At 42.2% G+C, this 22069-nt stretch carries 20 protein-coding genes; 7 read left to right on the forward strand and 13 right to left on the reverse strand.

Annotated elements, in window-relative coordinates; genetic code table 11:
• Positions 1 to 17 precede the first annotated feature (17 nt).
• Entirely contained in the window at positions 18 to 1568 is a 1551-nt protein-coding gene (locus EWU21_RS07765; RefSeq protein ID WP_130896248.1) for an NFACT RNA binding domain-containing protein, read from the forward strand.
• Between the two features lie 61 nt (positions 1569 to 1629).
• Positions 1630 to 3300 carry a sodium/sugar symporter gene (locus tag EWU21_RS07770; protein ID WP_130896249.1) on the forward strand — a complete coding sequence of 557 codons (1671 nt, stop codon included), beginning with the start codon at positions 1630 to 1632 and terminating at the stop codon, positions 3298 to 3300.
• Between the two features lie 283 nt (positions 3301 to 3583).
• Here the strand turns inward: EWU21_RS07770 and acs are convergent, their stop codons facing one another.
• The 8 genes from acs to EWU21_RS07810 all read right to left on the reverse strand — a co-directional run bounded on the left by acs (position 3584) and on the right by EWU21_RS07810 (position 12394).
• The gene (gene acs, locus EWU21_RS07775) at positions 3584 to 5473 is read right to left on the reverse strand and encodes an acetate--CoA ligase (protein WP_130896513.1); all 1890 of its coding nucleotides are present in this window, start codon (positions 5471 to 5473) and stop codon (positions 3584 to 3586) included.
• A 7-nt stretch (positions 5474 to 5480) separates the two neighbouring features.
• A complete protein-coding gene (locus EWU21_RS07780; RefSeq protein WP_130896250.1) occupies positions 5481 to 5852 on the reverse strand; it encodes a response regulator transcription factor in 372 nt (123 codons plus the stop codon).
• A gap of 10 nt (positions 5853 to 5862) precedes the next feature.
• Positions 5863 to 8424, reverse strand: a complete 2562-nt coding sequence (locus EWU21_RS07785) for a sensor histidine kinase (protein ID WP_130896251.1) — start codon at positions 8422 to 8424, stop codon at positions 5863 to 5865.
• Positions 8421 to 8609 carry a hypothetical protein gene (locus EWU21_RS07790; RefSeq protein WP_130896252.1) on the reverse strand — a complete coding sequence of 63 codons (189 nt, stop codon included), beginning with the start codon at positions 8607 to 8609 and terminating at the stop codon, positions 8421 to 8423. The genes EWU21_RS07785 and EWU21_RS07790 overlap by 4 nt, the downstream gene beginning before the upstream one ends.
• A 60-nt stretch (positions 8610 to 8669) precedes the next feature.
• Entirely contained in the window at positions 8670 to 8888 is a 219-nt protein-coding gene (locus tag EWU21_RS07795) for a DUF6814 family protein (RefSeq protein WP_130896253.1), read from the reverse strand.
• A gap of 21 nt (positions 8889 to 8909) precedes the next feature.
• On the reverse strand, positions 8910 to 10466 hold the full coding sequence (locus EWU21_RS07800; protein WP_130896254.1) for an MFS transporter: 1557 nt from the start codon (positions 10464 to 10466) through the stop codon (positions 8910 to 8912).
• A 28-nt stretch (positions 10467 to 10494) separates the two neighbouring features.
• On the reverse strand, positions 10495 to 11871 hold the full coding sequence (locus tag EWU21_RS07805) for a porin (protein WP_130896255.1): 1377 nt from the start codon (positions 11869 to 11871) through the stop codon (positions 10495 to 10497).
• 97 nt (positions 11872 to 11968) lie between these two features.
• Complete coding sequence (locus EWU21_RS07810; protein WP_130896256.1) at positions 11969 to 12394, reverse strand: IS1/IS1595 family N-terminal zinc-binding domain-containing protein; 426 nt, start codon at positions 12392 to 12394, stop codon at positions 11969 to 11971.
• A 96-nt stretch (positions 12395 to 12490) separates the two neighbouring features.
• On the opposite strand from EWU21_RS07810, the gene EWU21_RS07815 reads away from it, so the two are divergent.
• From EWU21_RS07815 to miaA, 3 genes are all read left to right on the forward strand, one after another.
• Entirely contained in the window at positions 12491 to 12976 is a 486-nt protein-coding gene (locus EWU21_RS07815) for a hypothetical protein (protein WP_130896257.1), read from the forward strand.
• Between the two features lie 76 nt (positions 12977 to 13052).
• Positions 13053 to 14354, forward strand: coding sequence for a DEAD/DEAH box helicase (locus EWU21_RS07820; protein ID WP_130896258.1), 1302 nt, complete (start codon positions 13053 to 13055; stop codon positions 14352 to 14354).
• Positions 14355 to 14357: 3 nt separating this feature from the next.
• Positions 14358 to 15263, forward strand: coding sequence for a tRNA (adenosine(37)-N6)-dimethylallyltransferase MiaA (miaA, locus tag EWU21_RS07825; RefSeq protein WP_130896259.1), 906 nt, complete (start codon positions 14358 to 14360; stop codon positions 15261 to 15263).
• On the opposite strand, the gene EWU21_RS07830 is transcribed toward miaA, so the two are convergent.
• The 5 genes from EWU21_RS07830 to EWU21_RS07850 all read right to left on the reverse strand — a co-directional run bounded on the left by EWU21_RS07830 (position 15252) and on the right by EWU21_RS07850 (position 19608).
• Positions 15252 to 15524 (reverse strand): rhodanese-like domain-containing protein, encoded by a 273-nt coding sequence (locus EWU21_RS07830; RefSeq protein ID WP_130896260.1) that lies wholly within the window; start codon positions 15522 to 15524, stop codon positions 15252 to 15254. The genes miaA and EWU21_RS07830 overlap by 12 nt on opposite strands.
• Position 15525: 1 nt before the next feature.
• Positions 15526 to 15825, reverse strand: a complete 300-nt coding sequence (locus EWU21_RS07835; RefSeq protein WP_130896261.1) for a rhodanese-like domain-containing protein — start codon at positions 15823 to 15825, stop codon at positions 15526 to 15528.
• Position 15826: 1 nt separating this feature from the next.
• Positions 15827 to 16600, reverse strand: a complete 774-nt coding sequence (locus EWU21_RS07840; protein WP_130896262.1) for a PASTA domain-containing protein — start codon at positions 16598 to 16600, stop codon at positions 15827 to 15829.
• Positions 16601 to 16906: 306 nt separating this feature from the next.
• The gene (locus EWU21_RS07845; RefSeq protein ID WP_130896263.1) at positions 16907 to 18232 is read right to left on the reverse strand and encodes a Gfo/Idh/MocA family protein; all 1326 of its coding nucleotides are present in this window, start codon (positions 18230 to 18232) and stop codon (positions 16907 to 16909) included.
• An 8-nt stretch (positions 18233 to 18240) separates the two neighbouring features.
• A complete protein-coding gene (locus EWU21_RS07850; protein ID WP_130896264.1) occupies positions 18241 to 19608 on the reverse strand; it encodes a 3-keto-disaccharide hydrolase in 1368 nt (455 codons plus the stop codon).
• A gap of 167 nt (positions 19609 to 19775) precedes the next feature.
• Here EWU21_RS07850 and EWU21_RS07855 point away from each other — a divergent pair, with 167 nt between their 5' ends.
• Entirely contained in the window at positions 19776 to 20942 is a 1167-nt protein-coding gene (locus EWU21_RS07855; RefSeq protein ID WP_130896265.1) for a trans-sulfuration enzyme family protein, read from the forward strand.
• On the forward strand, positions 20942 to 22030 hold the full coding sequence (locus EWU21_RS07860) for a complex I subunit 1/NuoH family protein (RefSeq protein ID WP_130896266.1): 1089 nt from the start codon (positions 20942 to 20944) through the stop codon (positions 22028 to 22030). The genes EWU21_RS07855 and EWU21_RS07860 overlap by 1 nt, the downstream gene beginning before the upstream one ends.
• Positions 22031 to 22069: the final 39 nt, after the last annotated feature.

A 22069-nucleotide genomic window follows, 5' to 3' on the forward strand; every position in this document is an offset into this window, starting at 1 on the left:
TAAATTTAGGCTAAGCGATGCACAATAACTATTATTTTCTGCGGATTTTATCAGGGCAATTACGTCAGATATTGATGTATGCGCGCTTAAAACAGTGTTTTTCGCAGGAGAAGGATGAATTAGTTTTGGGTTTTGAACGCCAAAACGGCGATGATTTCTACATCAAATGCTCCCTCGGTCCCCAGTTTTCTAGTCTTCAATTCCCCGATTCTTTCCACCGAGCCGGCCGAAATTCCATCGACCTGTTCTCTGATTTACTATTAGCCGAAGTCCAAGAAGTGGAGATGTATGAAAATGAACGCGCCTTCGGGATTCATTTTCTAGGTAACTATGTACTTGTATTTAAGCTTTTTGGGAATCGAGCAAACCTGATTTTATATCGGGACGGTGAATACGATTCGCAGTTCCAAAAACGACTAAAGAAAGACGATGAGCTGGCTTTACATTCCATCTCGCGTTCCATCGATCAAAGTTTTGAGGACTTGCAGACGGCTGATGGGGAATATTTCCCTCTCTTTCCCACGCTAGGCAAAGAAGGGCAAGCTTGGCTTGCAGCGCAAGGATATGAAAACCTATACCTGAAAGACCGTTGGGCTCTATTGCAAAAGATGCTTCAAATCCTAGATGAAGGGACTTTTTACGTGGTTTCAACACCTAAAGGCATTGGTTTTACCTTATTTTCGCCCACTTCTGAGCCGCTTTTTCAAACAACGGATCCCATTGCTGCCTTGAATCAATTCTATGTGCTGCATTATTCGGTAGGGGAATTCACTCGGGAGAAAAGACAAATACAGGAGGGCTTGGAACGTAATTTGGCGAAATCTCAACTCTATCTGCAAGAGTTAGAAAAACAAAAGGTGATACGCGAAACCAATGTTCCCTTTGAAGAAATAGGTAATATTTTGATGGCTTTTTTACATCTGATTCCGGAGGGTGAAAGCAAAGTAGTCTTAGACGATTTTTACCGAAATCAACCCATCACGATTAAGTTAAACTCTACTTTAAGTCCAGCAGCTAACGCAGAGAATTATTACCGAAAGGGAAAGAATTTCTCCAAAGAACTAGCTCATTGGGAAGAAAATATTGCGCGAAAGCAGCAGGAAATCGCTGAAATACAGCAAAGAATTGCCTCATTGGAATCCGTAGAAACTAGAAAGGGATTGAAACCATTTTTAGCCTTAGCTACCGATAAAAAATCTACCGAAGAATTACCTTTTAAGCAGTTTGAGATCGAAGGATGGGTGATTTGGGTAGGGAAGAATGCGAAGAATAATGATCTCTTAACGCTGAAATATGCGAAGAAACAGGATATTTGGTTGCACGCAAGAGACGTTTCGGGGTCTCATGTGATTGTACGCAATCCTCAAAATAAAACCGTTCCCGCCTTTGTCATCGAAAAGGCAGCAAGTCTAGCGGCTTATTTCTCCAAAAGACAAACCGAATCCCTTTGTCCTGTCATCGTCACCTCTAAAAAATACGTTCGCAAAACCAAGGATTTACTACCCGGAATGGTCATTGTGGACCGAGAGGAAGAAGTGGTTTTAGTGAAACCGGAGCTTTGGAATTAGTACAATTCCGATAAAAAGGTTAATTTAGGCAATTCAAGACCTTAATTAACATTAAAACTCTATGCAATCAAACGGTTTACAAACACTCGACTACCTCGTATTTCTCTTTTATTTCGTGGTAGTAGCTGGTTACGGCTATTGGATTTACAACAAGAAAAAATCCGAATTATCTGATTCAAATGACTTCTTCTTAGCGGAAGGTTCATTAACTTGGTGGGCGATTGGTGCGTCATTAATCGCTTCTAACATCTCAGCAGAGCAATTTATCGGAATGTCCGGCAATGGTTTTAGACTCGGTCTAGCCATCGCTACCTACGAATGGATGGCGGCAGCTACACTCTTAATTGTGGCGATCTTCTTTATGCCTATCTATTTGAAGAATAAAATCTTCACGATGCCTCAATTCTTATCGCAACGTTACTCTCCTACGGTGAGTTTAATCATGGCCGTTTTCTGGTTAATGTTATACGTAGCGGTGAATTTGACATCTATTTTGTATTTAGGAGCCCTAGCGGTAACAACTATTTCTGGTATTGATTTCACCGTTTGTATGATCGGTATGTCCGTATTTGCGGTTATTATCACCTTAGGTGGTATGAAAGTAATTGGATTTACAGACGTTATTCAGGTATTCTTCTTGATTTTAGGGGGATTAGCAACGACGTATTTGGCCCTACAAATGGTGTCAGATCACTTCGGTGGAGAAGGTGTAATGAGCGGTTTAAATCATTTGATGACCAAAGCACCAGAGCATTTCCACATGATTTTAAACAAGGATAATGCGAATTATCCCTCTCTTCCAGGCCTTACCGTGTTAATCGGGGGTATGTGGATTATCAATTTGAACTACTGGGGATGTAACCAATACATCACGCAACGTGCCTTGGGAGCAGATCTTCCTACAGCGCGTAACGGGATTTTGTTCGCGGCATTCTTAAAGATGTTAATGCCTATCATCGTGGTTTTACCAGGTATCGCTGCGTATTTATTGCACAAGGATGGCATGTTCCAACAAGAGATGATGAAGGACGGTGTCTTGAATCAAGATAGTGCTTACCCTGTTTTATTGAACCTATTGCCAGCAGGCTTGAAAGGCCTATCTTTTGCCGCTCTAACGGCAGCAGTTGTAGCTTCTATGGCGGGTAAAGCGAATTCTATTTCTACCATTTTCACCTTAGATATCTACAAGAAATACATCAACACGAACGCGACAGAGAAACAATTAGTTTCGATCGGTCGTATTGCGGTGGTAGCTGCCATGGTGTTAGCGATTGCGATTGCTCCATTTATGGGTATCGACAAAAAAGGTGGTTTTGAATTCATTCAAGAGTACACAGGATATGTTTCTCCAGGTATTTTCGCCTTGTTTATCCTAGGTTTCTTCTGGAAAAGAACAACTTCAAATGCCGCTTTATTTGCGCTAATTGGAGGGGTAACGTTCTCGATTTTATCCAAATATATTCCTACTTGGACAGGCGTTAATGACTGTATGTTCTACACAGCCTTCTTAGATGGCGACGTGTACATGATTCCATTTATGGACCGGATGGGATGGGTATTCATCTTCTGTGTGGTTTCAATGGTGCTTATCTCATTAGCCGATCCAGAAAGTAAGAACAATCCTAAGGGATTAGAGATTGATGCCAAAATGTTCAAACTCGAGCCTTCCTTCATTTTAGGAACGGTCGTGGTTGTGATGGGGATTATAGCTCTTTACACGTATTTTTGGTAAAATTTTCAGGTAAGGATTTTAAAATTGTGCTGCGCAATAATTTTGTAAATCCTTACCTGAAAATTTTTCTGAAGACTTTTTGACTTGATCGCGAAGCGATGACTAAGCCGTAGGCGACTAAGTTGCATAGCAACGACTACAAAAAAAGGGATCGAATTTCGATCCCTTTTTTTATAGTCGTCAGTGGACAGTAGCCAGTCAAAACACTGCAGAATTCATCGCCGAAGGCGATTCCAACTTTGAACTTTGCTCTTTAAACTTTGAGATTTGATTTCTGAAGCCTTTACAAGGCTCCAGAAATAATCGAATCCACCACACCCGGATCTAACAACGTAGACGTATCTCCCAAGTTAGAAGTATCGCCTTCCGCCACTTTGCGAAGAATACGGCGCATGATTTTGCCGGAACGCGTTTTAGGTAGGCCTGTTACGAATTGAATCTTGTCAGGTTTGGCAATAGGCCCAATCACACGGGTGACGGTCGCTAAGATATCTTTGCGGGTCAAATCATCATTGATGGTCGGGTGTTCGCAGATAACATAGGCATAGATTCCTTGCCCTTTGATATCGTGCGGATAGCCTACGACAGCGGATTCAATGACACCCGTGTGCATATTGATGGCATTTTCAACTTCGGCTGTTCCGATTCGGTGGCCAGAGATGTTCATGACATCATCTACACGTCCTGTAATGCGGTAGTATCCATCTTCGTCGCGCATACATCCATCTCCAGTGAAGTATAAACCTGGGTAGGTGGAGAAGTAAGTCGATTTGCAACGCTCGTGATCGCCATACGTGGTGCGAATAATCGATGGCCAGGGGTATTTGATACATAAATTACCATTTACGCCATTTCCGGTAATTTCTTTGCCATTCTCATCCACTAGGATAGGTTGAACACCTGGTAAAGGTAACGTCGCAAAAGCTGGTTTTAAAGGAGTAATACCGGCGATAGGGGAGATCATCAGTCCACCCGTTTCGGTTTGCCACCAGGTATCGACGATAGGACAGTTGCCGTGACCTACTTTGTCATTATACCAATGCCATGCTTCTTCGTTTAACGGTTCTCCCACGGATCCTAAAACACGTAAAGAGCTTAAGTCTTTGCCTTCGATGTGTTCATCGCCAAAACCCATTAACGAACGAATCGCTGTAGGGGCTGTGTAGAAGATGTTAACGGAATGTCTTTTGATGATATCCCAAAAGCGTCCAGCATCTGGGTAGGTAGGAATTCCTTCGAAAAGAACGGATTTCGCTCCATTTAATAAGGGTCCATAAACTAAATAGGAGTGACCCGTAATCCAGCCAATGTCTGCGGTACAGAAGAAGACTTCTCCTGGCTTATATTGGAATACATTCGCGAAGGTATAGGCGGTGTAGACCATATAGCCACCACAGGTATGGACAACGCCTTTAGGTTTACCAGTGGATCCAGAGGTGTATAAAATAAACAAAGGATCTTCTGCATTCATCGCTTCAGCAGGACAATCTGCAGAAGCTTCGTTTTCTTCTTGCTCCCACCAAAGGTCACGTCCGCCTATCATCGAAACAGGCGTTTTGGTGCGTGTTTTCACGATTACCTTTTCTACCGATGGACACGTTACTAAGGCATCGTCCACCGTTTCTTTCATCGGAATGGTCTTGTTACCCCGAACGGCTCCGTCCGTAGTGACCACGACTTTACATTCTGAATCATTGATGCGATCCGCAATGGATTGAGCTGAAAATCCGCCAAAAACAACCGAGTGGATAGCTCCGATTCGAGCACAAGCTAAAACGGCGATAGCTAGTTCTGGAATCATGGGCATGTAAATGCAAACACGATCCCCTTTCACCACGCCTTGGTTTTTCAGCACATTACTGAACTTACACACTCTCGCGTGTAATTCGCGGTAGGTTAAGGTGATGGCCTCATCGCCGGGTTCGTTAGGTTCGTAGATGATGGCTGCTTGATCTGGGATCGTTTTTAAATGACGATCTAGTGCATTGGCGGTGATGTTCATTTGGCCATCCTCAAACCATTTGACCGAATAATCATCAAAATTCCAGTCTAACACTTTCGTGAATGGTTTGATCCAATCAAATTGATTTGCGATGCCTGCCCAGAACTTCTCTGGTTGCTGTACGCTTTCCTCGTAGGCTTCGTGGTATTGTTGAAGGGAAGTAATTCTCATCATATGATTAGTTTTTGCTTTGTAGGTTTAATTCGTTTACTTTTTTCAAAAGATCCCGGTTAGAAAATGGTTTCGGGACATATAAATCAGCTCCTGCTTGGTAACCGCGCTCGATGTCGGAATCGGCGATTTTGGCAGAAATAAAGACAATTTTAGGCTGGTAAGTAGGGGACAAGGCTTTTGCTTGCTGGCAGACACCATATCCATCAATTTTAGGCATCATAATGTCCAAAATAATGACTTCTGGAAGCTCCTTCTCAATTAATTGAATCGCTTCCTCCCCGTCTCGTGCGACATACACTTGGTGTCCTTCTTTTCTCATTAAAAAATCGAGGGACATTAAGATCGCGGGTTCATCATCAGCAATTAGTATTCTCATAGTAGGCGGTTTATTCTATCGGTAATTTAATCAAAAATAGGGCTCCTTGTCCTAAAGCACTCTGAACTTGTATAATCCCGTGTAGATGTTCGATGATTTTCTTCGATATGGACAAGCCTAGACCTGAACTTTCTATTTTTCGATTCGGATTATCTACTTGTTTAAATTTTTCAAATATCTGATCATGGAATTTAGGATCGATTCCGATACCGTTGTCCTCGATTTCTAAACAGATGTGTGTCGCATTTTCTTTTAATCGAATATCAATTTTACCGCTTCCAGGTTCCACATTTTTAATCGCATTAGAGACGATATTAATGACTACCTGAACTAATTTTTCAAAGTCACCTAACACTTTGCGTTGGGTTCTTTTTTGGCTCAAATCTACGGTCAGGCTCACTTGGTTTTGTTGCGCAATGGCGACAAAGTTTTGGGTGGCTTTTTCGATGATGGCTTCAAGTAAAACGGGTTCGATGCGGAATTTCTCCTTACCGGCATCTAATTTTTCTAAGTCCAACACCTGGTTCACTAATCGACTCAATCGATCCGCTTCTTGAATGATTGTATCTAAAAACTTCTTCCGTTCCTCCGGGCTAATATCTTCATGGTCTACCATAATCTCCGATAATGAGCGAATAGAGGTAATAGGGGAGCGTATTTCGTGCGTCACCGTCGTCAAAAACTCATTTTTCTGAGCGTCCAGTTTACGTAAATCGTAATTACTTTGTTGTAGGTCTCGCGATTTTTGGAGTAAATCTACCACTTCAGACACCCCAATGTTTTCCTCTTTTGAAATTGCCGAAATGATTAATCTAGCCGAAGTGGATCCCACAAAACCGGCGAGCATCTTTTCGGTATTATTGACAATGCGTGGATCTGCATACGTTTCTTGCAATGAAATTTGATGTAAGGAAGCAAACTGTTTCAAGTTCGCCTCTGCTTTCATTTTGCCCATAAAGCCGGCTAAGGCGTTTTTTAAATCCTTTAATTTGGCTTTTCCTCTCCACAGAGTGGTGTTCTCCACACTTTGGGTGTACGCAAACACATCGACGAAGAGGTAGGCTTGATTAGCTTCTTTGGCAGACTGCTTTGTTAAAATGGACACACTTAAAAAGGCAAAAATATTAAAGCTGAGAGACCAGTAGCCCGCGTTTGTAATGGGATTAAATCCTGCGATTCGAAAGGCATCTACCGAGATACCTACACCTGGCAATAGGAGTAAAGCGCAACAAATCGAGAATCCGATTAAGATGCCCGCTAAGGCGCCCGCCCGAGTCGCATTTTTCCAATACAAGCCGATGATCGTGGCTGGAGCAAATTGAGCAACGATTAAAAAGGAGGTCATTCCGATCGAAACCAGATTAACGAAATCTTCATTGATCCGGTAATGGGCATAGGCCATGACCATAATGGCCACGATAAAGAGGCGTCTTAAATTGTGAATGATGGATCCTAGATTTTCTTGATTCTGCTCTACAAAGGCTTTCCTGTGTAATAATAGCGGCATAAATAAGTTATTGCTGATCATAGAACTGATGGCAATCGTTTCCATAATCACCATTCCCGTGGCGGCAGAGAAGCCCCCGATGTACACGATGGCGGCTAGGGCTTTGGAAGAGAAATACAAGGGTAAGCCTAGGACATACAAATCTGGATTCAGGCCTGAGGGTTGTAAATACGCATAACCAGCAAAACCCAATGGAATCACAAATAGGTTAATCAAAAGCATATATAGAGGGAAAATCCAAGAAGCCTGTTTTAGGTTTTCCTCCTCGTTAATTTCCACAACAGCCACGTGGAAAACCCGCGGCAAAAACAGGAATGATACTCCGCAAATAACTAATTGGATAAACCAGTTTCCATAGCCTCCTTGGACTTGAATGGATGGGATAGCTAGGTGTGCCTTTTGGATAATTTCATCCCATCCTGAATGGATCGTATAGGTAATATAGATTCCGACGGCTAGGAAGGCCAAAATCTTAATAATGGATTCAATGCCAATCGCAAAAATCATTCCCTCATGTTTCTCGGAGGAATTGAATTTCCGTGGTCCAAGAGTTAAAATAAAAAGCGTTATCGCGATGAAAAGGAGGAAGGAGGGATCTTGGTAGAATTGATCACCTGGGTTGTTTTGTGTAATTAAGTCAAAGCTTTGGCTGATCGCTTTCAGCTGCAATCCAATGTAGGGAATCCCGGCAATCACCGAGATAAGGGTGATGATTTGTCCTAAGCGGTTGTCTTTTCCAAAGCGGGTGGAGATAAAATCGGCAATGTTTGTGATGTGGTGAATTTTTGAAATGCGAATCATTTTGCGCACAAATCCCCAAGCTAAAATCATCACTAAGGTTGGCCCTAAATAGACGGTCAAAAAGCTGATGCCATTTGTGCTTACTTGGCCTACCGAACCATAAAAAGTCCAGGCGGAACAATAAATAGCTAAAGACAGAGCATAAATAAATGGATTATTAATCAAGCTTTTTTTATGATTTTTTTTCTTCTCCGCCCATGAGGCTAAGAAGAAAAGAATCCCTAAATAGGCTATTGATAACAGGGCAATAATCCAAGTGCTCATTTCTTGTTCTTATCATTTAAGATGAGGCCCGTTAAGGCAATCACCACGAACCAAACCCCTAAACAATACGCATAGATGACAGGCACTCCTCCCACAGTCTTCGACGTATCGAATAGGCTGATCAGGGGGAAATTAATTAATCCCAGGAATAATAAGGCCACTAAGATTAAGCGATTGTTGCGCATAAGGGATAAAAACGGCTGCCCTCTATTGCTAGAAGGCAGGCCGTTTGTATGGTTTGTTGATTAAACGTTATCGAATTCTCCTGTCACAGAATAATATCCGAAGACAGACATTCCGATGGAGATCAGCGGCGCTAACACAAAGGTGTAGATGATCGCTGGGACTAAATCATTTCCTCCTTTTTCAAAAAGCGGTACCGCCTGGAAATAGATAAGGTAAATTCCTGCGGATACGCCTAGCGCAATCCATATCAGGCCTAATATTTTTTTGAGAGCATTCATAATTGTTCTTTTAATAGGTTATTAAGCGTGTTTTTTGTCACCCTTGATGTAAATGAAACCGATGATCACACAGACCGTTACTAAGGCAATGGGGTAATTTAAACCCTCTAAGTATGGCTTAGCATAGGTGGCAGCTTGACCTGCTTCTTCTGCTGTTTTGTTCGCATCTTTTGCGGTTGTTACTAAGAACGTGGCAATCGCTGGCATTAATCCACCGAAGATACCATTTCCAATGTGGTAAGGCAATGACATCGACGTGTAGCGGATTTTCGTAGGGAATAATTCTACTAAGAAGGCTGCAATAGGGCCGTAAGCCATCGTTACAAAAGAGATTAATAAGAACACCATACCGATTAATGTCCATTTATCTGTATCATTAATAGTGATCGTTTCTTTTACATCTGCTTTAGGAGCTTCAGCCGTTTTATCTGCTAAGATCACTAATTTGCTCACTTTTTTATACGTCGCACCGTCCGTATAAGAACGCGTTGTGGTCGTTGTGACTAAGGAATCGACCGTTGATTTCGCATTTAATGCACGCGTCTCTTCGATTTTTTCCGATCCAGCAACTAGCTCTTTGTTGTTAACACTTACCGTTTGGTACATCTTATCAAAGATAGGACGGTACGCAAAAACTGCGATGGCCATACCGGCTAACATAATTCCTTTGCGACCAATTTTGTCAGAAAGAGCGCCAAAGAAGATGAATAACGGCGTTCCTAACAATAATCCAATCACTAGGATAGTATTTGTTTGAATATCATCCAAATTACAGATTTTCAATAAGAAAGTCTGCGCGTAGAATTGACCCGTATACCAAACCAAACCTTGACCCATCGTCGCTCCGAATAAAGCCAATAAAACGAATTTCAAGTTTAATTTATTTCCAAAAGATTCTTTCAACGGGTTAGTTGAGGTTGTTCCCTCCTTTTTCGCTTTTTCGAACATTGGAGATTCTTCCATGTTACGGCGAATTAAGAAAGATAAGGCCACCATAACGATCGAAAGCAAGAATGGAATTCTCCAACCATAGTCATCGAATGCCTCTTTGCTCATAGAGGAGCGAGTTAGCATAATCACCCCTAAGGAGATCACTAAACCTACCGTGGCTGTCGTTTGAATCCAAGAAGTAAAGAATCCACGACGTTCAGCTGGGCTATGTTCAGCTACATAGGTGGCTGCACCCCCATACTCACCACCTAAGGCTAAACCTTGTAATAAACGAAGTGTCAGAACTAAGAAAGGAGCCCATCCGCCAATGGTGGCATAAGAGGGCACTAAACCAATGGCGAACGTAGCGCCACCCATTAACATTAAGGTAACCATGAACGTGTATTTACGTCCAATTAAGTCGCCCAAACGGCCGAAAACCAAGGCGCCAAAAGGGCGAACCACGAAGCCTGCAGCAAAAGTGGCCAGTGTATTTAAAAAGGCAGCTGTCGGATTATCGGTTGGGAAAAACTTCGTAGATAAAACCGTAGCTAAGCTACCAAAGATGTAAAAATCGTACCACTCAATGAGTGTCCCGACGGACGAGGCACTAATGATGTAGGCCAGGCTTTGTTTTTTTTGTGACATAGTTTTTTAAGTTAAGAATGAATAGAGTTTATAGGTAGTTGGCAAATTGAATAACGAATTCCCCTTTGTAATCGCTAATGTTATCCTTTGTGGAATAAACCGGTCTAGATGAATACTGTAGGGTGATTTTAGAGTTGTGTCCATCAATGTAAAAATTAGAACCGATATCGAAATAGCTACCCGCAGCAGGTAAGGCATCCAATTTTTTCATCGTATAAGCAACAAATGGTTGAACACGGAGTTTAGGTGCATCGGAGTTTTTTGGTAATAATAAACCCGCTTGCGTATACCAGATAGAACCAGTTCCCATCAAAGGACGCGCATTTCCAGCCCCAGCAAGCGCTTTAGTTCCCGTGAATGCAGGATCTGCTACTCCTGGATTCATGATACCTGTGTTACGTAGGTAATTAGGGCCAAAGTCATTCGAGTACAGAACCGTGTAAGCCGTAATCGCCATGTTTTTCTTTTTGTCTCCTATAGGCATATCGACAAAAGCATCGATGGCCATAGAAGTGATATCGTGTTTCGATTTCACACCATTCAATGAACTCATCGTGCCATCTGGCTGATTGTAAAATCCAGCCCCGATATTAAATACACGCTTCGTACCCACATAAGTACCTACGGTGTAAGGTAATAAATTCGATTCTTGATCAAGGAATTGGTACATCGCATAGCCCCCTTTCGATAAGCGGCTATCTCCATTATTGTCTACAGCTACCGCATCTGTCGTGCTATTCACAGGAGCTAAAGACGTAGCAAAGGGCTTATTGATGTTAAATCGGTAATCTAATTTACCCCATTTGCCTTTTACATACATACCAAACAAACGAGCAAATTGATCTGAATTCTCAATTAATGGCCAGTTAAACACGGGAGCATCCACTGCTAAGAAGTTCAAAGTACTAGCAGAGGTCATGCGAGAAATACCATTGAAGTAATGCAAACCTGCTCCGAACGACATACTGAACTTCTTATCTTTTGCAGGTTGAATCAATGCGTATTCACTGTATGCGTCATGGAAGAACATTTGAGGCTTCTTTCCTGCGCCATATCCACCAGTTCCTGATGTTCCAGATCCACCGCCTTGTACGAAAGATTGATTGTTTACGCCAAAGTGTAATACGACCATATAACGTGGTGAAATTTGAGAATAAGCAAGCACCCGAATTCGACGTGCACCGATATCAAAGGTGTTATCGGAAGGTGTTCCATTGACCATAGTCCCTGGATTGTTGTCGATCGATCTCGCCCAGATTTGATTCCAAAGGACGAAACGCATATACTTCGAGCCTTTCTCATTAAAATTAATTTTCATACCTGAACCATAATCGGGTGAGCCTTGTCCTCGCAAGCCAAAAGCCCCTAGCAATAGTGCAAAAAGGATAACAGAAGGATTTTTCATCTAATATAAGTTTTTAAGGTTTTATTTGCATTTTTTGGTTGAGCAAATATTCGCTTAAATTCCTCTGTTGTCTAATTTAGCTATAGGCTTGCTAATTTTATATAGATTTAATTCTTGTCCATTGAATAACCATGAATTTATCCCCTAATTCAGTGATAATCATCCCTTTGTTCGAGAGGTTTCCAGGTACGATAACGAACTCGGATAGCTCTTTGTGATTGAGTATGCGGTAGGTAGGGGTATAGAACTCTTGTTTGGGGATTTTGATCCGGTATTTCTTTACCCAATTCATGACCGAAACGTGGCTAATGCCCAATAATCGCTCGATTTCCCGGTAACTAACTCCCTCTATATAAAGCTGTAATGCCTTAATAACATAATAACTGTCGATACTTTTTCCCATTTTCGCTACCGTAAAGTTGTAGCCGCAGGATTTACATTTAAAACGTTGTTTTTCGTTGATGATGCCGTTTTTTGCGACATCATAAGACGAACATTGGGGACAAGGAGTGGTGTTTGCCATGGGTAGCTATATTATTTTAGCAAAGCTATAGAAATTTACCAAAAATGGTAATTTTGATGGAATATTTTTAATTTTGTTTATCTAAAACTCGACCTTATGCCAGAATTCAACGAAACACAACGCTTCACTCAATGGTGGTTATGGTTAATTCTGGTGGGCGTTTGGTCTTCGATGGTTTATTCCATTATGACGGCACCACCACAAACGGATAGCGCGGTTTATGTTTCATTTGGGATAGGAATTTTGTTGCCTTTGCTTTTTTGGCAAATGAAATTAACGACTCGGATTACTGCTGAGGGCATCTATGTGCGCTTTTTTCCCTTCCACTTTAAGGAGAAATTTTTCGCTTGGGATACGCTTTCTGCTTCCTATGTAAGAACGTACAGCCCTTTGATGGAATATGGTGGCTGGGGAATCAAATACAGCTTCAAGGGAAATGGTTTAGTCTACAATACGGCGGGAAACGTGGGTTTGCAACTCTATTTTAAAGAGGGGGATCCTATCTTAATTGGTACCCAAAAAGGGGAGGAGATCAAGCAGGTTTTAGCGGCATTAGGTCATTTAAACGAATCTGTGAAATAAAAGGCGTACCTTTGCGCCACATTATGAGGATGTTTGTTATTATTTCATTGCTCATAACACATCTTTATACAGTTATATGTCATTCGAATCATTGCACCTCATTGAGCCTATTTTAAAGGCGCTCAAAGAAGAGGGTTATACCAATCCTACCCCTATTCAAGCCCAATCAATCCCTATTGTCCTTCGTGGCACGGATTTATTAGGTTGCGCCCAAACGGGTACGGGTAAAACAGCAGCGTTTACGTTGCCCATTATACAACTTTTGGAAGAGAACAAATCGTTCCAAAAAAATAAGAAAATCCGCGCCTTAATCGTAACGCCCACACGGGAGTTAGCGATTCAAATCGGTGAAAGTTTCAGAGCTTATGCGCGTCATACGGACTTGAAATATGCGGTTATTTTTGGAGGAGTGGGCCAAAGTCCCCAAGTCTCAGCCATCCGCAGCGGTGCTGATGTGGTGATTGCGACGCCTGGACGTCTTTTGGACCTCATGAACCAACGCCTTTTATCGATCGCAGATGTGGAATATTTCGTCTTAGATGAGGCGGATCGCATGCTCGACATGGGTTTCATTCACGATGTGAAGAAATTATTAGCGGCCTTGCCACACAAACGCCAGTCGTTATTCTTCTCAGCAACGATGCCACCAGAAATCGTGAAACTAGCGGGAAGTATTTTGAAAAACCCGGCTTCTGTTTCGGTAACACCGGTTTCCTCTACCGTAGAAATTATTAATCAATCGGTCTATTTCGTAGACAAAGGCAATAAGAACGATCTTTTGCTTGATATCTTACAAGATACGTCGATCAAAACAGCCCTAGTCTTCACCCGTACTAAACACGGCGCGGACAAAGTGGTTAAAATGCTTTTGAAGGCTAGCATCAAGGCAGAAGCGATTCACGGGAATAAGTCCCAAAACGCCCGTCAAACAGCGCTGAAAAACTTCAAAGCTCAAACCACGCGTGTTCTTGTCGCTACCGACATTGCGGCACGTGGTATTGATATCGACGAATTAGAATTTGTCATTAATTACGAATTATCTAACATCGCTGAAACCTACGTTCACCGTATCGGTCGTACCGGTCGTGCAGGTGCAAAAGGGGCTGCGATTTCGTTTTGCGATATCGAGGAGAAAGCCTATTTGAAAGACATTGAGAAATTAATTGGGAAGAAGATTCCAGTAGTGGAAGCGCATAAATACCCAATGAAAGTCTTGCACGTGGAGAAAGCTGCCAAAAAACCGCAAGGTCAATCACGTAATGGCGGTGGTTCTCGTCCGGGTGCTCCAGCGGCGGCGGCTAAAGATGCCAAGCCAGCACGTTCTTTCGATAAAGCAAGTTCTGGCCGTAAATGGTACGGAAAGAAAAACACCTATTAATCATTGAAAAAATCACCTAAAATACTGCTCGTCATCGTAGGTCCCACGGCAGTGGGTAAAACCGCCCTTTGTGTGGATTTAGCGAAGCACCTACAGACGGACATTATTTCGGCGGATTCCCGTCAATTTTACCGCGAACTTTCGATTGGAACTGCGAAGCCATCTGCAGGGGAGCAGGGTGGGGTAACCCACCATTTTGTTGATTCCCATTCGGTGGAGGATTATTTCTCTCCAGGTGATTTTGAGCGGGAATCGATGAAGTTATTGACAAAACTCTTCAAAAAGCACAATGTTGTAGTCGCTACTGGCGGCTCCGGATTATACTTGAAAGCTTTGATGGAGGGTTTGGATGTGATGCCAGAAGCTGATTTAGCCTTGCGCGAGACGTTGAATGGCCGTTTGGAAAAAGAAGGTCTTTGGGCCTTGTTTACCGAATTGAAGCAATTAGATCCCGTTTATGCCGCTCAGGTGGATGCCAAAAACCCGCAGCGCGTCGTTCGGGCCCTTGAAGTCTGTCTTTCTACGGGAAAACCTTATTCGGAGTTTCGTTTAGCTCAAAAACCAGCCAGACCTTTCCAAGTCATCAAGATTTGTCTAGAACGTCCTAGGGAAGAATTATATACACGAATTGATCAACGGATGGACCAAATGCTAGCTGCTGGTTTAGTAGCAGAAGCACGTGCATTCGAGGATAAGCAACATTTGTATGCTTTGAAGACCTTAGGCTATAAAGAAGTCTATGCGTTTTTACGGGGTGAATACGATGAAGAGGAAATGGTTCGCTTGTTAAAACGCAATAATCGTCATTATGCAAAGAAACAGATGACTTGGTTCAGAAACCAAGACGAGTTTACCTATTTGCATCCTTCGAAAGCCTTAGTCGAAATTTTGAAGCAATTAGAGGCTTAAATAGGCTTCGAGACCGCCTTCGAGGTGGTCGATGTGCGTGAAGCCTTTGGCCTTCAGTAGACGCATCGCAATCAAACTCTGCGTCCCATTATAGCAGATAATCACCCAGTTTTTCTCTTTAGAAATTTCATCGATGCGCTCCAAAAGCGTATCCAATGAAACGTGAAAACCTCCTAAATTAAAGTCATCCCATTCTCTGGGAGTCCGTATATCTAGGAGGTTTACATGGGTTAATGCTTGCTTGAATTGCGTCGCATTCATATTAGTAGCCAGCTGCTTGCCAGGCCATCATTCCGCCTAATACGTTGCGCACATTCGAATAGCCTTCTGCTGTCAAATAGTCTTTTGCACGTCCAGAACGAGCTCCAGAGCGGCAATGGATTAAAATTTCTTCGTTTTTCAGATGAGCAATTTCCTCTAAGCGATCAGGCAATTCACCTAATGGGATCAAAGTCGCCCCAATGTTGAACTCATCAAATTCATACTCTTCGCGCACATCGAACAAGTTCAGTTTTTCACCTTTGTCCATTCGCTCTTTTAATTCTTCAATTGTAATATCCATCTTATTCGTTATTTCCGTCACCTACTACCCAAACATCAATCGTATCTCCTGGATGAATACTCGTTCCATCACAAGTCGCACAAGTTTGTTTAAATATGGTTCCTGCTGTTAAATCACTATTTGCCTCGTAGGTCACGTGACCTAATTTTAAATTCATCCCTGCTAAAATAATCGACACCTCATCTAAAGGCTTCCCAATCAAATCGGGTAATTCAATCTCCGCATCTGCCGTCCCATTTCCAATATACAAATCCACTTCAGTGCCTTTAGGAATACTACTCCCTGCTGTCATTTTGCGTCCCAAAGCTTGCATGTCAATCACCTCTTTCAACCGGGGATCGTTTACCTGGTGCACAATCCCTTTTTTCAATCCAGCGATAATTAATTGTTGTTCCGCACTTCGAACCGATAAGCCAATTAAATTAGGCATTCTGATGGTAGGAGGTGTTTCAGAATTGATCGTAATGTAGATTTTACGTCCTGATTTTACCAAGGCATTCGGTAAGGGATATTGTGATAAGATGGTCAAAGGGGGCTTGTCTGCCACAAAAGTGCAATCCGATATTTCAAATTCTAGATTATTCGCATCGACTGATTCCTCCATCTTATCCATCGACAGACCCTTCAAATTAGGGACTTTAATGGTCTCTCCATGGTGCGTGCTCCAAGGTAAATACACAAAAAAGAAACCAAAAAACAGCACTAAGAATAACGTCACTAAGATCGCGACGTGCAGATAGAAGTCCTTTTTTGATTTAGTTGAAATGATTGCCATAGAGCGATTAATCTAATATGGTGCAAGATAATAAAATCATTATAGAATTGGATTCAAAATGCAGAAATTGTGCTGCGCAATAATTTCTTGCATTTTAATCCAATTCCATTCTTCTTTTTCTTCCTTCTCTCTACTCTATTATCTATTCTCTTTAATCTACATTTTGCGTAACAAAAAAGGGGCTTATGCCCCCATTTTGAAAATCTCTCTACTCTTTACTCTATAATCTCTACTCTTATAAGTCTATCGACTAGTGACTATCGACTAGTGACTAGTGACTATCGACTATCGACTAGTGACTATCGACTAATACTTAAACACCTTATCACCCGCCATTACCTCTTGCGTTTTCTCATCGAAAGTAACGCGTTGTCCCGTGCGGTAAGCCGCATTAGACATGATGGTTGCGATTGAATGTTGGTAACCCGCTTCGATAGGAGCGTTAGGTGTTTTGCGAGAACGAACACATTCCATCCAGTTTTTCACGTGGTTGAATGTTAAAACGTCTCCACCAGTGTCTGCATCCGTCGCTACTTTTGCCCCTTCGATTTTCATCGTTGGTAGTAAGTTAGCTTGTAAGCCCATCGCTTTAGCTTCACGTTCGCGAAGACCGCCGTTAGGAGAAATGGTGTTCGTGTCTAGGTTTAATTCACCACCGTTAGAGTAGTAAATTTCCTTTGTGCCGCCTGCTGAATTAGAGAAGCGAGAGGTGAATTGAACTTGGAAACCTTTATCAGCTTTTCCGTAGTCGAAAACAACCGTCATCGTGTCCGCGTTTACGCGGCCATCATTCCATTGGTAGATTCCACCGTTAGCCACCACTGAATTAGGGTGTGATAAGCCGGAGAACCAGTGTACGGTGTCGATTTGGTGCGACATCCATTGGCCAGGAATTCCTGATGAATAAGGCCAGAAAAGGCGGTATTCTAAGTATTTACGGGGGTCAAATTTGTCTGCTGGGCGGTTCATTAAGAAACGTTTCCAGTCGATATCTGACTCTTTTAAGATGCTCGTTAATTCTGGGCGTCTCCAGCGACCTGGTTGATTGACGTTCCACATCAATTCTACCATTTTGATATCGCCAAACTTTCCTGACTTGATGAATTCATCCGCTGCCCAGTAGTTCTCGCCTGAACGACGTTGTGAACCGATTTGGACGATTTTATTAGAATTTTTTACCGCCTTTAAAACCGCACGGTTATCCTCCATCGTTTCAGCTAAGGGCTTTTCTGTGTAGGCATCGCAACCTGCTTTTACAGCCTCGATGGTATGTAAAGCGTGTTGGAAGTCCGCTGTGGAGATGAAAACGGCATCGATTCCTTTGGCAGAATACAATTCCTCATTGTTTCTGTAGGTTTGGATAGTTCCACCTAATTCTTTCTCTAAAAAAGCCTTTCCCTCATCTCTACGGCGATTCCAAAGATCAGATAAAGCGACCATTTCGAAGTTCATTCCTTTGGCCAAAGCCTTAAAAGGAGGCACATGAGACGCCCGGTGACGGTCAGAGAAACCCACGCAAGCCACGCGAACGCGGTCATTTGCTCCTAGGATCTTGCTGTACGATTTTGGGCTAAAAGCTAAAGTGCCTAGAGAAGCTAGGGCACCTTTGTGTAAAAATTCTCTTCTTTCCATTAGATAGGTTATTTAATTTCTCTGATTTTGATGTTTTTATAGAATACGGAATCTCCGTGTTCTTGGAAAAGGATTGGACCTGAATCTTGTGCTCCAAAACCATCCCACACTTTATGCTTGCTATGTGCCACTAACACTTTAAAGATATTACTCTTGCGCTCGTATTCAATCACTTTAAAGCCATTCAACCAGTGTTGAACGATGTTATTCGGATATACAATGATGCGTCCTTGATTCCATTCGCCTATTTTCTTTTGGAAACGACCATCAATTTTGTTCGCTGGAATGATGTCGTATAAACTCGCTAACGTGCGATTTCCTACGGTTCCTAGTTTCGCATCTGGGTGTTTTGCGTCGTCTAACACTTGGTATTCTAAGCCGATCGCTGACATACCAGAATTATACGATTCATTCACGAAATACTTCACACCTGAATTAGCGCCCTCTGTTAATTTGAAATCAAATGTTAATTCGAAAGCGGAGAACTTGTCATTCGTTAAGATATCACCGCCATTGCCTGATTCCTTGCCACCAGAGCTATTCACGTGAAGCGTACCGTCTTCCACTGTCCAAACCGATGGAGGAGCCGTCGTCTTAAACGCTGAGCGGAAGCCTGTTAAGTCTTTTCCGTTGAATAATAGGCGGAAACCTTGTGCTTGCTCTTGTGGAGACAGATTGTTTAACATATAATTGTCTACGACTACGTTTTTGTCCAAAGGACGTGGTTGCATCTCTTTTCCCGTTTGAATACGGATGTTTTTCCACATCACTTGCATGCCCGGTTTCATCTCTCCGTAAATAGCGTGGACTTGAAAGGCAATAAATCCTTTAGCGGTCATATCATCCACTAAATAAGTCACAGGATAATCGTTAATCCACGTGCGGATCGTGCTTCCGATTGCCTCGATGCGGTAATGGTTCCAAACATTCCCTAATTTAAAGGCCTTCTTCGCCTCTGGTTTTAGTTCGTTTTGGGCTAACCAGCCACGGCGTGATTCGTCATAAATACCACCTGACCAACCTCTTGTCGAAGGGTCGATTTCAGCTTGGTATCCGTGAACGCGGCCATTTTGGTATTCTGGGATGGATAAACTTCTGAATTGAACCCCTGAATTCATTTTGTTGTCTACTTTGACATCGAACTCCAAGATAAAATCACCGTATTCCTGCTCCGTGGCCATGAAGGAATTAGGCGTGTTCGCCACGGTGGTTCCCACCATTACGCCATCTTTCACTTCATATTTTGCTTGACCATTGAGTTGCTTGAAACCTTTAAAGGTTTTACCGTCGAATAGGTTGGTCCATTTTTGAGCTTGCACTTGAAACGATCCGATCGCTAAAAACAAGCTTAAAAAGGGTATAATCAATTTTTTCATAGTTGTTTTTTGTTTTCTTTACAAGGCTTAGTTCTACGAAATTTACTCAATTATCTTAAAATAATTTAGTTTCTGTAGGGGGTGAAATCAGGTCAGGAAAATAGTCAGGAAGGGAAAGCATTTTTACTAAGTATTCTATTATTTTTGTAGATTAATAATTGATGACTATGCAAAAACAGACCAAAGCCATTCGTATTCAAGCGGAAAGATCTCAAAACAGAGAACATTCAGTGCCTTTATACTTGACCTCTAGTTTCACTTTCGATGATGCGGAGCAGGGTAGATCGATATTCGCGGACGAAATGGCGGGTAATATCTACTCTCGCTACATGAATCCGAATGTGGATGAGTTCGTAGAAAAGATGAATATGCTAGAGAATGCGGAGGATGGTATTGCCTTTTCAACTGGGATGGCGGCGATTTTTGCTTCGATGGCTGGTCTATTGAAAGCGGGAGATCACGTGGTCGCTTCTAATGCTTTGTTTGGTTCTTGTATTCAGATTTTGACGAAGATTACGGCCAAATGGGGTATCGAATGTACGTTCGTTCCAGGTGCAGATATCAATGCGTGGAAAGCAGCCATTAAGCCTAATACGAAATTTTTATTCTGTGAATCTCCTTCTAACCCGGGTTTAGAGCTGATAGATTTGAAAGAATTAGCGGCTTTGAAAGAGGGTAGAGACTTGATTTTAGCAGTAGATAACTGTTTTGCAACACCTATTCTACAAACGCCGTTGGACTTGGGCGCTGATTTAGTCATTCACTCAGCGACTAAATACATTGATGGTCAAGGACGCGTTTTAGGTGGTGTCATCTGTGGAAAGAAAGTGTATATTGACGAGATTCGATTCTTTGCACGTCACACAGGCCCCTCTTTGTCTCCCTTTAATGCTTGGATTTTATCGAAGAGTTTGGAATTGTTGGATTTAAGAATGCAAAAGCATTCAGAGAATGCAATGGCATTGGCGGAAGCTTTGGAAGGACATCAAGCGTTGAACAACGTAAAATACCCTTATTTAAAATCGCATCCTCAATATGAATTAGCGAAACGCCAAATGAAGTACGGTGGGGGGATTTTAACCCTAGATATTAAAGGGGGATTTGAAAAAGTAGTAGCCTTCAGTAAGTTGTTAAAAATTGCCTCTATTTCGCCTAATTTAGGGGATTCGCGCACGATTATAACGCATCCAGCGTCCACTACCCATTCAAAATTGCCCGCAGAAGAAAAAGCGGCCCTGGGAATTACGGATGGTTTAGTTCGCGTAGCCGTGGGTTTAGAGTCGATTGAGGATTTAAAAGCGGATTTCTTACAAGCCTTAAATCAGATAAACTAATGTGGATTGCTCTGATCGTTTGTTTGCTTTTGTTAACCGTAAATGTCGTGATAGGCGTTTATGTGGAGCGGAAGCTATCTGCATTTATGCAGGATCGATTAGGGCCCATGGAGGTGGGTAAATGGGGTTTGTTGCAGGTTTTTGCGGACTTGTTGAAGTTATTCCAAAAGGAAGATATCGTCCCCGAAAACGCCCAAAAACGTTTGTTTCTTTTCGCCCCTTGGATCATTTTTTTGTCAGTTTTTGGTGCCTTTGCGGTCATTCCGTTGAGTTCGGGTACTTTCTTACAAGGAAGCCAAACAGAGATGGGCTTAATGCTCTTGATGGGTATTGTTTCCTTAGATAGTTTGGGAATTTTATTAGCGGGATGGACTTCGAATAATAAATATTCCTTATTAGGCGCAATTCGCTCTGCGGCTCAATTAGTCTCCTATGAGATCCCTTTGGGATTATCACTTTTATGTATCGTATTAATTTCAGGCTCCTTGAATTTGCAGGAGATTTCTCTACAACAGGGGATATTCTCTGCTGAACCACAATACTTATTCGGTTTAAAAGGTTTAGGGATTGATGTAACACAGGCAGGTGGTTTCTTGAGCTGGAATGTGGTGCGGATGCCATTGTTTTTCTTCTTGTTCATTATTTATTTCATCGCCTCTTTGGCAGAAGCGAATCGGGCACCATTTGATATTCCAGAGGCTGAATCAGAATTAGTAGGTGGTTTTCATACCGAATATGCTGGAATGCGCTGGGCACTTTTATTCTTGTCAGAGTATGGAATGATGCTTTTGGTTAGCGTATTGGGCGTTATTTTATTCTGGGGATCATGGTATTCTCCTTTGCCTAATATCGGATCTGTTCGCTTAGCAGATTGGACGAATGGTGAGCCTGGAACAATTTATGCAACCCTGATTGGCTTTGTTTGGCTGATGTTGAAGTCCTATGTCTTAATTGCCCTCCAAATGTGGATTCGCTGGACCTTACCTCGACTTCGAGTAGATCAGTTGATGTATTTATGCTGGAAAGTGTTAACCCCCTTTGCCCTGATTTTCGTCGCAATATCTTCCCTTTGGTCGCTACTCATGTAAGGAATCTCCTTTATATTTTGTTTATTTACAAAATTGCTT

Source organism: Aquirufa antheringensis (genome assembly GCF_004307425.1).
In the GTDB taxonomy this organism is placed as follows: Bacteria; Bacteroidota; Bacteroidia; order Cytophagales; family Spirosomataceae; genus Aquirufa; species Aquirufa antheringensis.

What these genes read in the sequence shown, in the direction of transcription:
- EWU21_RS07770 (WP_130896249.1), top strand. Translation starts at nt 1,630, where the DNA reads ATGCAATCAAACGGTTTACAAACACTCGACTACCTCGTATTTCTCTTT.
- EWU21_RS07815 (WP_130896257.1), top strand. Translation starts at nt 12,491, where the DNA reads ATGCCAGAATTCAACGAAACACAACGCTTCACTCAATGGTGGTTATGG.
- EWU21_RS07845 (WP_130896263.1), bottom strand. Translation starts at nt 18,232, where the DNA reads ATGGAAAGAAGAGAATTTTTACACAAAGGTGCCCTAGCTTCTCTAGGC.
- EWU21_RS07795 (WP_130896253.1), bottom strand. Translation starts at nt 8,888, where the DNA reads ATGAATGCTCTCAAAAAAATATTAGGCCTGATATGGATTGCGCTAGGC.
- EWU21_RS07840 (WP_130896262.1), bottom strand. Translation starts at nt 16,600, where the DNA reads ATGGCAATCATTTCAACTAAATCAAAAAAGGACTTCTATCTGCACGTC.
- EWU21_RS07830 (WP_130896260.1), bottom strand. Translation starts at nt 15,524, where the DNA reads ATGAATGCGACGCAATTCAAGCAAGCATTAACCCATGTAAACCTCCTA.
- EWU21_RS07860 (WP_130896266.1), top strand. Translation starts at nt 20,942, where the DNA reads ATGTGGATTGCTCTGATCGTTTGTTTGCTTTTGTTAACCGTAAATGTC.
- EWU21_RS07800 (WP_130896254.1), bottom strand. Translation starts at nt 10,466, where the DNA reads ATGTCACAAAAAAAACAAAGCCTGGCCTACATCATTAGTGCCTCGTCC.
- EWU21_RS07835 (WP_130896261.1), bottom strand. Translation starts at nt 15,825, where the DNA reads ATGGATATTACAATTGAAGAATTAAAAGAGCGAATGGACAAAGGTGAA.
- EWU21_RS07805 (WP_130896255.1), bottom strand. Translation starts at nt 11,871, where the DNA reads ATGAAAAATCCTTCTGTTATCCTTTTTGCACTATTGCTAGGGGCTTTT.
- EWU21_RS07810 (WP_130896256.1), bottom strand. Translation starts at nt 12,394, where the DNA reads ATGGCAAACACCACTCCTTGTCCCCAATGTTCGTCTTATGATGTCGCA.
- EWU21_RS07765 (WP_130896248.1), top strand. Translation starts at nt 18, where the DNA reads ATGCACAATAACTATTATTTTCTGCGGATTTTATCAGGGCAATTACGT.
- EWU21_RS07790 (WP_130896252.1), bottom strand. Translation starts at nt 8,609, where the DNA reads ATGCGCAACAATCGCTTAATCTTAGTGGCCTTATTATTCCTGGGATTA.
- EWU21_RS07820 (WP_130896258.1), top strand. Translation starts at nt 13,053, where the DNA reads ATGTCATTCGAATCATTGCACCTCATTGAGCCTATTTTAAAGGCGCTC.
- EWU21_RS07780 (WP_130896250.1), bottom strand. Translation starts at nt 5,852, where the DNA reads ATGAGAATACTAATTGCTGATGATGAACCCGCGATCTTAATGTCCCTC.
- EWU21_RS07850 (WP_130896264.1), bottom strand. Translation starts at nt 19,608, where the DNA reads ATGAAAAAATTGATTATACCCTTTTTAAGCTTGTTTTTAGCGATCGGA.
- acs (WP_130896513.1), bottom strand. Translation starts at nt 5,473, where the DNA reads ATGAGAATTACTTCCCTTCAACAATACCACGAAGCCTACGAGGAAAGC.
- EWU21_RS07785 (WP_130896251.1), bottom strand. Translation starts at nt 8,424, where the DNA reads ATGAGCACTTGGATTATTGCCCTGTTATCAATAGCCTATTTAGGGATT.
- EWU21_RS07855 (WP_130896265.1), top strand. Translation starts at nt 19,776, where the DNA reads ATGCAAAAACAGACCAAAGCCATTCGTATTCAAGCGGAAAGATCTCAA.